We start from the raw sequence: 8,978 nt of genomic DNA on the forward strand, positions 1-8,978 counted from the left end.
AGCTCCGACATGCAAAAGTTTTTACAGCTATTAAAATGTATTGCTATATAAGTATTTACTAAAATTTATACGTAAATTCACTGATGCATTATTATTTTTTTTTACAATTTTGAAGGTTAATGCTTTATGTGAAAGAAGTGATGACGCAATATTAAGTTACGAAATATTTGATTTTGCTATGAGCTCTGATTCTGATGATGAGAATAATAACATTTGAGATTTTACGGCCCTGATTACGGCGTTGACTGTATGCCGGACTGTGAACCGGAAGAAAACGGCTACTGGATTTGCAGCCCTGTTGAAGACGAATAAAATTTTAAGGAGGAATTAATAATGCTTAGTTACGAAATTTTTTCGAGTCATGGTACTGTATCTGCATGTGATCCAAGCTATTGGACTGCCTGCCCCCCCTGACGCCGGCGAATGTAACCCTAATGGAGTTTGCAGCCCCGATGTGAACGACTGCGGCCCTGACCACGATGTAAAATGTCTCCTTGTGTGCGATCCTGAAGAATAAATACAATGGCAGCTTTTTTTGTTGTGCTATTCCATATAATGAAAACACTTTAAAATCTATAAAGGCGAAAACCTTTTTGCATCCGATGCCGGTTGTGCGTCATCAGCTGTTTCCGTTTATCCCAATAAAGCAAAAAGTTTGATATAATATGTGCATACTAAAATTTTTCACTTCACAAAATTATATTGCATACAAGAAATATTTTACTAATACTTTTACCAATACAAGAATATTAATTTTTTGCCTCAACAGCAAGGACTCACGGAGAAAAAATAATTTATTGACACAAAAATTTTATTTATAGCAAATAGATTCATAATGATACATATGATCTCAAATAAAATCACGTTATTAATTTCGTATGGGCTGAAGTTACGAGCTTATGTAATTTGAAATATGTTCACTGCTATAATGAGTCCGAACCTGTATGCGGTCAAATTATGTCATATAGTGATTTCTGTTATATAATTGACAATCTAGTAGAATCACATGGCGTTAAAAAAATTCAGATTATAGGCGGAGAACCGTTAATGCTGGGCGATAAAATAATAAAGCATTTTGACTATATAGAAATATTCACTAATGCTGCACTAATAAATGACGAGCTAATAAATTTTTAGATAATAACTCCCCTGAATAAAGCTGCTTTCAGGAGAGTCATTTATTTATAATTTTTTCTTGAGTGAAGCTATTAAACCGCCGTCCTTAATCATATTCTTGATAAATTCCGGGAAGGGTTCAGCCTTAAAAATTTTATTCTGCGTTAAGTCCTTAATTTCGCCTGTGTCAAAATTTATGCTTACTTCGTCGCCGTCTGCGATATTTTCTGCTGCCTCAGGACATTCAAGAATGGCGAGTCCGATATTAATTGCATTACGGTAAAAGATTCGCGCGAAACTTTTTGCGATTACACAAGAAATTCCGGACGCTTTTATTGCAACTGGCGCATGTTCACGGGAAGAACCGCAGCCGAAATTCAAGCCTGCAACAATAATATCACCGTCTTTAATTTTTGCGTGAAAGTTTTTGTCAATATCTTCCATGCAGTGAGACGCTAACTCTTTCTCGTCCTGACTTGCCAAATAACGAGCCGGAATAATTACATCTGTGTCAACATGATCTCCGTATTTATGAGCGCGCATTTACATAACCTCCTTCGGGTGCGTTATATAACCTGTAATCCCTGACGCAGCAGCAACAGCAGGAGAAGCTAAATATATTTCGCTTTCAACATGACCCATTCGGCCGACAAAATTTCGATTTGTTGTAGAGACGCATTTTTCACCAGCAGCCAAGACTCCCATATGACCGCCCAGACAAGGCCCGCACGTAGGAGTCGACACAATGCACCCCGCGTCAAGAAAAATATCTACATAACCGCGTTTAATGCACTCGCGATAAATATTTTGAGTCGCCGGGATAATTATTCCTCTCACACCATCGGCCAAGTGATGACCTTTCAAAATTTCTGCTGCTGCCTGCATATCTTCAATACGGCCGTTTGTACATGAACCTATTACAATTTGGTCAATTCTTATATTTCTGCCTTCAGTGGCGGGCTTTGCGTTTTCGGGCAAATGAGGCCATGACACAGTGCAGTCGATATTATTCAAGTCAAGCTCTATTACGCTTTCATATTCTGCGTCGGGGTCTGGATCGTATGAAGTCCATTCGCGTGTTACTCTGCCGTTAAGATATTCTCTCGTGATGTCATCAACTGGGAAAATTCCATTTTTCGCGCCTGCCTCGATAGCCATATTAGCAATAGTGAGTCTGTCTGACATTGATAATTCTTTGAGACCTTCGCCGCTGAACTCAAGAGATTTATATAATGCTCCGTCAACGCCGATTTTGCCGATTAAGTATAATATTAAATCTTTGCCGGACACAAATTTTTTCTTCTTGCCGGTAACATTTACACGAATCGCCGCCGGAACTTTGAACCACGTATAACCAGCTGCCATTGCTGCGCCCATGTCCGTAGAGCCTACACCGGTCGAGAATGCATTTACTGCGCCGTATGTGCAAGTGTGAGAGTCTGCGCCGATAATTGCTTCACCGGGTGCAACGAGTCCCATTTCAGGTAATAAAGCGTGTTCGATTCCCATTTTGCCGACATCAAAGAAATTTTCAAGCCCGAATCTTTTCGCAAATGTCCGGCACTGTTTGCACTGAGTCGCTGATTTAATATCTTTGTTGGGCGTGAAGTGATCCATTACCATAACGACTTTTTTCGAGTCAAAGACTTCATTAAAACCGGCTGACTCAAATTCATTTATAGCAACCGGACTCGTTATATCATTGCCCATGACCATATCTAATTTTGCTTGAATCAGCTGTCCCGCATGAACTTCATCGAGTCCCGCATGACGCGCGAGAATCTTTTGAGTCATCGTCATTCCCATAAAATTTTTACCCCCTATTATTTATCTGACTAGTTTAAATAATTATACATACTTGAGCATATAATTTGCTATTATTCTTTTATTAATGGAGAAAATTTTTCGCAGCTCGTAAATTCATGAATAACGCTGATTTGTAAAAATTTTTCGGGCGATATAATTAACTGTAACTCAAAAATTTTAACAAGGAGGAAAATTTATCGTGAAGAAATTTGCATTATTCGCGCTTGTTATTGCGTTATTTGCTGGTGCAGCATTTGCAGAGGACGCAAAATTTCATATCGGAGTCATGACCGGCACAGTTTCTCAGAGTGAGGACGATTTACGCGGTGCAGAATTAATGATTCAGAAATACGGCGACGCTTCCAAAGGCGGAATGATCACGCACGTAACTTATCCGGACAATTTCCCGTCAGAACAAGAGACAGTTATTGCGCAGATAGTCGGACTTGCTGACGACCCATTAATGAAAGTTATCGTTGTTAATCAGGCAGTCCCCGGCACAGCAGAAGGTTTCAGAAGAGTACGCGAGAAAAGGCCTGATATTTTACTGCTTGCGGGCGAACCTCACGAGGACCCCGGCGTAATCACTGAGTCAGCACATATCGCAGTTCATACAGACCATATCGGACGCGGTTACACTATTCCATTAGGTGCTAAGAAAATGGGCGCAAAAACTTTCGTACATATTTCTTTCCCTCGTCATATGAGCTATGAGACACTCGGACTCAGACGTGCAATAATGGAAGAAGCATGCAAAGATTTGGGCATCAAATTTGTATTCGAGACAGCCCCCGATCCTACAAGCGACGTAGGCATGGCAGGAGCACAGCAATATATTTTAGAGAACATGCCCGCATGGATTGAGAAATACGGCAAAGACGCAGCATTTTTCTGCACAAACGACGGACACACAGAGCCGTTATTACGTCAGGTCGCTGCACTCGGCGGATATTTTGTTGAAGCAGATTTACCCTCGCCCGTTATGGGTTACCCCGGCGCACTTGGTATCGATTTATCAAAGGAACAGGGCGACTGGCCTGCAATCCTGAAAAAAGTTGAGGACGCAGTTGTCAAGGCAGGCGGCGGCGGTCGTATGGGAACATGGGCTTATTCATGGGGTTACACGACTACGGCAGCACTTGTTGAATACGGCAAACGCTATGTAGAAGGCACATTCACAAATAAATTAGGTTCAGCGCAGGCACTCAGAGAAATGCGAGCAGCTTACGACGAATTTTGCCCGGGCGCACACTGGGGAGCAAGTTACTTCACAGATGCAGTTACAGGCGTAAAGAATACAAAATTTATTTTATTGCGTCAGGACACATACGTTTTGGGCGGAACATTTTTAGGGCTTGCAGAAGTTGAGATCCCCGAAAAATATTTCAAGATCCGCATGACTCCCGCAAACTAAAATTTTTCGCGAAAATTTAATCTCGCAAACTCACGGGGAGTGCAAATAAACGCATTCCCCTTTTATAATATAAATTAGGAGGCGATTTTATTTGTCAGATACGAATACAAGCACATTGCTTAGACTTGAGCATATCGGCAAAGAATATTACGGCAATAGAGTCTTGTCTGATATATCGTTCAGCATTGACTCAGGCGAAATTATTGGCCTTGTCGGTGAAAACGGTGCAGGCAAATCGACGCTGTTAAATATTTTGTTCGGAATGCCCGTAATAGCTTCAACAGGAGGCTACGAGGGAGAATTATTTATTGACGGGAAGCACGTAAATTTTTCATCACCTAATCAGGCACTCGCAGCAGGAATCGGAATGGTACATCAAGAATTTTCGCTTATTCCGGGATTTACTGCAGCAGAAAATATTTTGTTGAATCGCGAAGTATTGAATCCTTCACTAATGAATTATGTATTTAGCGACAGGGTCTCGACTCTTGACCGTGAAGAAATGCATAAACGTGCAAATGCAGCGATTCACACGCTCGGAGTAAATATTAATCCTGATATGATAGTTAGTGAAATGCCCGTCGGTTACAAACAGTTTATCGAGATTGCACGCGAAATTGACAGAAAAAATACTAGATTGTTATTCCTCGATGAGCCGACAGCAGTATTAACAGAGTCAGAAGCTGAAATTTTATTAACGGCACTCAAGAAATTAGCTCGTTCAGGAATCGCAATTGTGTTTATTTCTCACAGACTGCATGAAGTAAAAGATTTGTGCAGCAGGATTCTTGTTTTGCGCGACGGAAAATTAATCACTGACCAGCCGTCAAATGAGTTATCAATAAGGGAAATTGCGTCATTAATGGTCGGCCGCGAGAGTGCGAGAGTCGAGGAACCCCCGGAGATTCCCGCAGAACCTGTAACACCTGATGATGTAAACGAGACTCTTGACATTCAGCCCGGCAAAAAGAAGAAAAAAGTTAAACCCGCTCTCAAAGTTGAACATTTATGGGTTGACATGCCCGGCGAAACTGTTCGTGATGTATCGTTTGAAGTCAAGAAGGGTGAAATTTTCGGCATCGGCGGACTTGCTGGACACGGCAAATTAGGAATCCCAAACGGTATTATGGGACTCTATCCTGCCGGCGGTAAAGTTAGACTCTTCGGGAAAAAATTAATTCTCAATCGTCCGAGAGCAGCTTTATCGCGAAAAATGGCGTTTGTTTCTGAAGACAGGCGCGGAGTCGGTTTATTGCTTGATGAGCCTTTAGACTGGAATATAACTTTTACGGCAATGCAGACTCAAGGGAGATTTTTACTCGGAATCCCGTATATTTTCCAAGTTAGGAACGAATACGCAATGAAGAAGGAAGCGCGCAAATTTATTGACTCACTCGGTATTAAATGCACTGGGCCGAGTCAGTTAGCGGGCGAATTATCCGGCGGAAATCAGCAGAAAGTTTGTCTTGCTAAAGCGTTTGTCCTGCGTCCTGACATTTTATTAATCTGCGAACCGACTAGAGGCATTGACATAGGCGCAAAAACTTTAGTTCTTGACACGTTGAAAGAATATAACCGCGAAAACGGCACGACGATAATAATTACAAGTTCAGAGCTTGAAGAGCTGCGTTCTGTCTGTGATAGAGTTGCAATAGTAGGTGAGGGAAAAATCGCGGGAGTCTTGCCTGCGTCGAGTCCTGCTGAAGATTTCGGAATGTTAATGATGGGACAGCACAAACAAAATATAGATAAGGAGAGTGAAGAGACAGCATGATAAAAAATTTTATCGATAAAGCCGGCTGGCCGAGAATTATTATAGGCTTATTTCTGCTGGGACTGTTTATAGCGGCTCCCTTTGTCGGTGTAAATGTTGACACGTCGTTAAATAATACTCTTGTGCGATTTGGCATGAACGGCGTAATGGTGCTTGCAATGATCCCTATGGTGCAGGCTGGATGCGGATTAAATTTCGGTCTGCCTCTTGGAATAATTGCGGGTTTGCTGGGTGCGACTCTTTCCATTGAGTTAAACTCTGAAATTTTATCAAAACTTGCTGAATTAGGCGGACAATATAATATTTCGTGGCTTAATCCTGCATTTATTGAAGTATATAGAGAGCCTATCGGATTTGCGAGCGCGATAATAATTGCGATACCGATTGCAGCTGTACTCGGCTGGCTTTACGGGAAATTGTTAAACCGAGTCAAAGGCGATGAAATGATGATAGCTACATATGTAGGATTCTCGTCTGTGTCGTTTATGTGTATTGCGTGGCTTCTGCTGCCTTATAAGCACCCGACAATGGTATGGGGTTATGCGGGCCGTGGCTTGCGTACAACAATAAGCGTTGAAGGTTACTGGCTGAATATATTAAACAAGGCTCTTGCGATAAAGATTAATGACAGATTCACGATTCCGACTGGAATGTTAATTTTCTTTGCTGTAATGGCTTTATTAGTATGGCTCTTCATGCGCACGAAAACAGGTACAGCAATGACGGCAGTAGGTTCAAATCCTGAATTTGCGCGCGCGTCTGGAATCAACGTCGATAAAATGCGCACGATTTCTGTAGTACTCTCGACGATATTGGGCGCGATAGGAATTATCGTTTATGAGCAAAGTTTTGGATTTATACAATTATATATGGGTCCGTTCTATATGGCATTACCGGCGGTCGCGTCGATTTTGCTGGGCGGTGCGAGCGTCAACAAAGCAAGTATCTTAAATGTTATAGTCGGAACGTTTTTATTTCAGGGAATATTAACGATGACTCCGTCTGTAATTAACAGCTATTTGCAGACTGACATGTCAGAAGTAATACGACTCATAGTAAGTAACGGCATGATTCTTTATGCTCTCACAAGAAAGGTGCGTGCGGGAAGATGATTAAAAAATTTTTCGCAAACAAAGCATTTTTCACGACGTTAATAATTTTGCTTGCGTTAGAAGGTGTATTTGCTTATTTTTTCCCGTCAAACGCATTAGTCAATGACATAATTGTGAATCATTCAATACAAAGCGCGTTAATTTTAGCAGTTACGACGATAATAATAGCTGCCTGCTTTGTAACGAATCCGGTTCCTGCGATATTTATATTAATTTCGGCGATTGCTATTCCATTAAGCGGTTTCTCTGCAAGTTACTTGATTCAGGAACTTATAACAAGAATCGGGCGTAACTCGTTCTTGATTCTGTCGTTATTGATTCCAATTATGGCGGGAATGGGCTTAAATTTCGGAATGGTACTCGGAGCAATGGCCGGCCAAATAGGTTTATTAATGATATGCGACTGGGGAGTCGTAGGTATTCCGGGAATGGTGCTCGCGTGCTTGATAGGGACTCCGATTGCAATAGTACTCGGAATTTTCTGCGGGGCAGTCTTGAATCGCGCAAAAGGCCGTGAAATGGTAACGTCTTATATTCTTGGATTCTTCATTAACGGCGTGTATCAAATGACAGTTTTATATTTTATGGGCTGGATAATTCCAATTACGAATCCTTCACTATTATTATCGCGCGGCTATGGAGTGCGTAACGCCGTCAGCTTGCTGGGGATTCGCGGAGTTCTTGATAATTTAGTGCCGACCGTTATAGCAGGAGTAAAAGACTCACAGCAATTTATCAGCATTAATTCAAAAGGTGCATTTGCAGTGATTCAGCTGCCATTTTTTGATGGTGCAATAAGAATCCCGTTAGCGACATTAATAGTAATTGCGTTGTTCTGCGTGTTTATAGTCTGGTTCAGAAAAACAAAACTCGGTCAAGATATGCGCGCAATCGGACAAAATCAAGCAGTCGCCGACTCTGCCGGAATTGCTGTAAATCGTACGCGAGTCATTGCAATAGTGATTTCAACTGTATTAGCATGCTACGGACAAATAATTTATTTACAGAATATGGGAACGCTTAACACCTACAACAGCCACGATCAAGCGGGTATGTTCTCGATTGCTGCATTATTAATCGGAGGCGCGAGCGTATCACGTGCAAGCATCGCAAATGTTTTCTTAGGAGTCATACTATTTCACTTGATGTTTATTGTTGCACCTATGGCCGGTAAAAATTTAATCGGTGAAGCTCAAATCGGTGAATATTTTAGAGTCTTTGTCTCATACGGGATAATAGCTATTGCGCTTGTCCTTCACGCATGGAAGAGAAACAGAGAACGAGAAGCAGCCCGCAGAAGTCTTCGCGGTAATGAAGGAGGCAGATAAAAAATGTTTATAGCTTTCCTGAAATTTATAATGCGCTGGACTCAGAGATTGATTTTACTTGCTGCATTAGTTGCGCTAGGATTCTTGTTATTCTATATCGGGCGTGAACATCAAATTTTTCTTGACAATAAGAATTTCGGCGATTACAAGGCATTAGAACAAGTGAATGTTACTATTAACGGCGGAGAAGCTGCGGAACTCCTGCCAAGAGATAGAGATATGCGCAAAGTTGTAGGGCCTGAATTTAGACTCAAAGCAGAAATTTTTGACGATAAAGGCGAAATAACTCACACGATAGAACGCGAGATTAGATTATGTTTCATGAGCAAGGATATAATGATAAGTCTTCCTGCGCTGGCTGCAATGAGTGAAGACAATTTTATCGTTGCAGCACCGAAATAGTTTTACTGCCTGCCGCCGCCTCACCC

8 protein-coding genes are annotated in these 8,978 nt (G+C 41.6%); 6 read left to right on the top strand and 2 right to left on the bottom strand.

Features of this window, described 5'->3' with window-relative positions; all coding sequences use genetic code 11:
* Positions 1 to 906 precede the first annotated feature (906 nt).
* Complete coding sequence (locus IJT21_03745) at positions 907 to 1,137, top strand: hypothetical protein (GenBank protein ID MBQ7577365.1); 231 nt, start codon at positions 907 to 909, stop codon at positions 1,135 to 1,137.
* Positions 1,138 to 1,182: 45 nt separating this feature from the next.
* On the opposite strand, the gene leuD is transcribed toward IJT21_03745, so the two are convergent.
* Positions 1,183 to 1,659 (bottom strand): 3-isopropylmalate dehydratase small subunit, encoded by a 477-nt coding sequence (gene leuD / locus IJT21_03750; protein MBQ7577366.1) that lies wholly within the window; start codon positions 1,657 to 1,659, stop codon positions 1,183 to 1,185.
* Positions 1,660 to 2,922: a 3-isopropylmalate dehydratase large subunit gene (gene leuC / locus IJT21_03755; protein ID MBQ7577367.1), complete on the bottom strand. Its 1,263-nt coding sequence runs from the start codon at positions 2,920 to 2,922 to the stop codon at positions 1,660 to 1,662. It lies immediately after the preceding gene.
* A 286-nt stretch (positions 2,923 to 3,208) separates the two neighbouring features.
* Here leuC and IJT21_03760 point away from each other — a divergent pair, with 286 nt between their 5' ends.
* The 5 genes from IJT21_03760 (at position 3,209) to IJT21_03780 (ending at position 8,952) form a co-directional block, all read left to right on the top strand.
* Entirely contained in the window at positions 3,209 to 4,336 is a 1,128-nt protein-coding gene (locus IJT21_03760; protein ID MBQ7577368.1) for a DUF3798 domain-containing protein, read from the top strand.
* 91 nt (positions 4,337 to 4,427) lie between these two features.
* Complete coding sequence (locus IJT21_03765) at positions 4,428 to 6,110, top strand: sugar ABC transporter ATP-binding protein (protein ID MBQ7577369.1); 1,683 nt, start codon at positions 4,428 to 4,430, stop codon at positions 6,108 to 6,110.
* Positions 6,107 to 7,222: an ABC transporter permease gene (locus tag IJT21_03770; protein ID MBQ7577370.1), complete on the top strand. Its 1,116-nt coding sequence runs from the start codon at positions 6,107 to 6,109 to the stop codon at positions 7,220 to 7,222. Before IJT21_03765 ends, IJT21_03770 begins: the two co-directional genes overlap by 4 nt.
* A gap of 140 nt (positions 7,223 to 7,362) precedes the next feature.
* Positions 7,363 to 8,550: an ABC transporter permease gene (locus IJT21_03775; GenBank protein ID MBQ7577371.1), complete on the top strand. Its 1,188-nt coding sequence runs from the start codon at positions 7,363 to 7,365 to the stop codon at positions 8,548 to 8,550.
* A 3-nt stretch (positions 8,551 to 8,553) separates the two neighbouring features.
* Positions 8,554 to 8,952 carry a hypothetical protein gene (locus IJT21_03780; GenBank protein ID MBQ7577372.1) on the top strand — a complete coding sequence of 133 codons (399 nt, stop codon included), beginning with the start codon at positions 8,554 to 8,556 and terminating at the stop codon, positions 8,950 to 8,952.
* The last annotated feature ends 26 nt before the right edge of the window (positions 8,953 to 8,978 follow it).

This window comes from Synergistaceae bacterium (genome assembly GCA_017443945.1).
Taxonomy (GTDB): Bacteria; Synergistota; Synergistia; order Synergistales; family Aminobacteriaceae; genus JAFUXM01.

What these genes read in the sequence shown, in the direction of transcription:
- leuD (MBQ7577366.1), bottom strand. Translation starts at nt 1,659, where the DNA reads ATGCGCGCTCATAAATACGGAGATCATGTTGACACAGATGTAATTATT.
- IJT21_03760 (MBQ7577368.1), top strand. Translation starts at nt 3,209, where the DNA reads ATGACCGGCACAGTTTCTCAGAGTGAGGACGATTTACGCGGTGCAGAA.
- IJT21_03770 (MBQ7577370.1), top strand. Translation starts at nt 6,107, where the DNA reads ATGATAAAAAATTTTATCGATAAAGCCGGCTGGCCGAGAATTATTATA.
- IJT21_03780 (MBQ7577372.1), top strand. Translation starts at nt 8,554, where the DNA reads ATGTTTATAGCTTTCCTGAAATTTATAATGCGCTGGACTCAGAGATTG.
- leuC (MBQ7577367.1), bottom strand. Translation starts at nt 2,922, where the DNA reads ATGGGAATGACGATGACTCAAAAGATTCTCGCGCGTCATGCGGGACTC.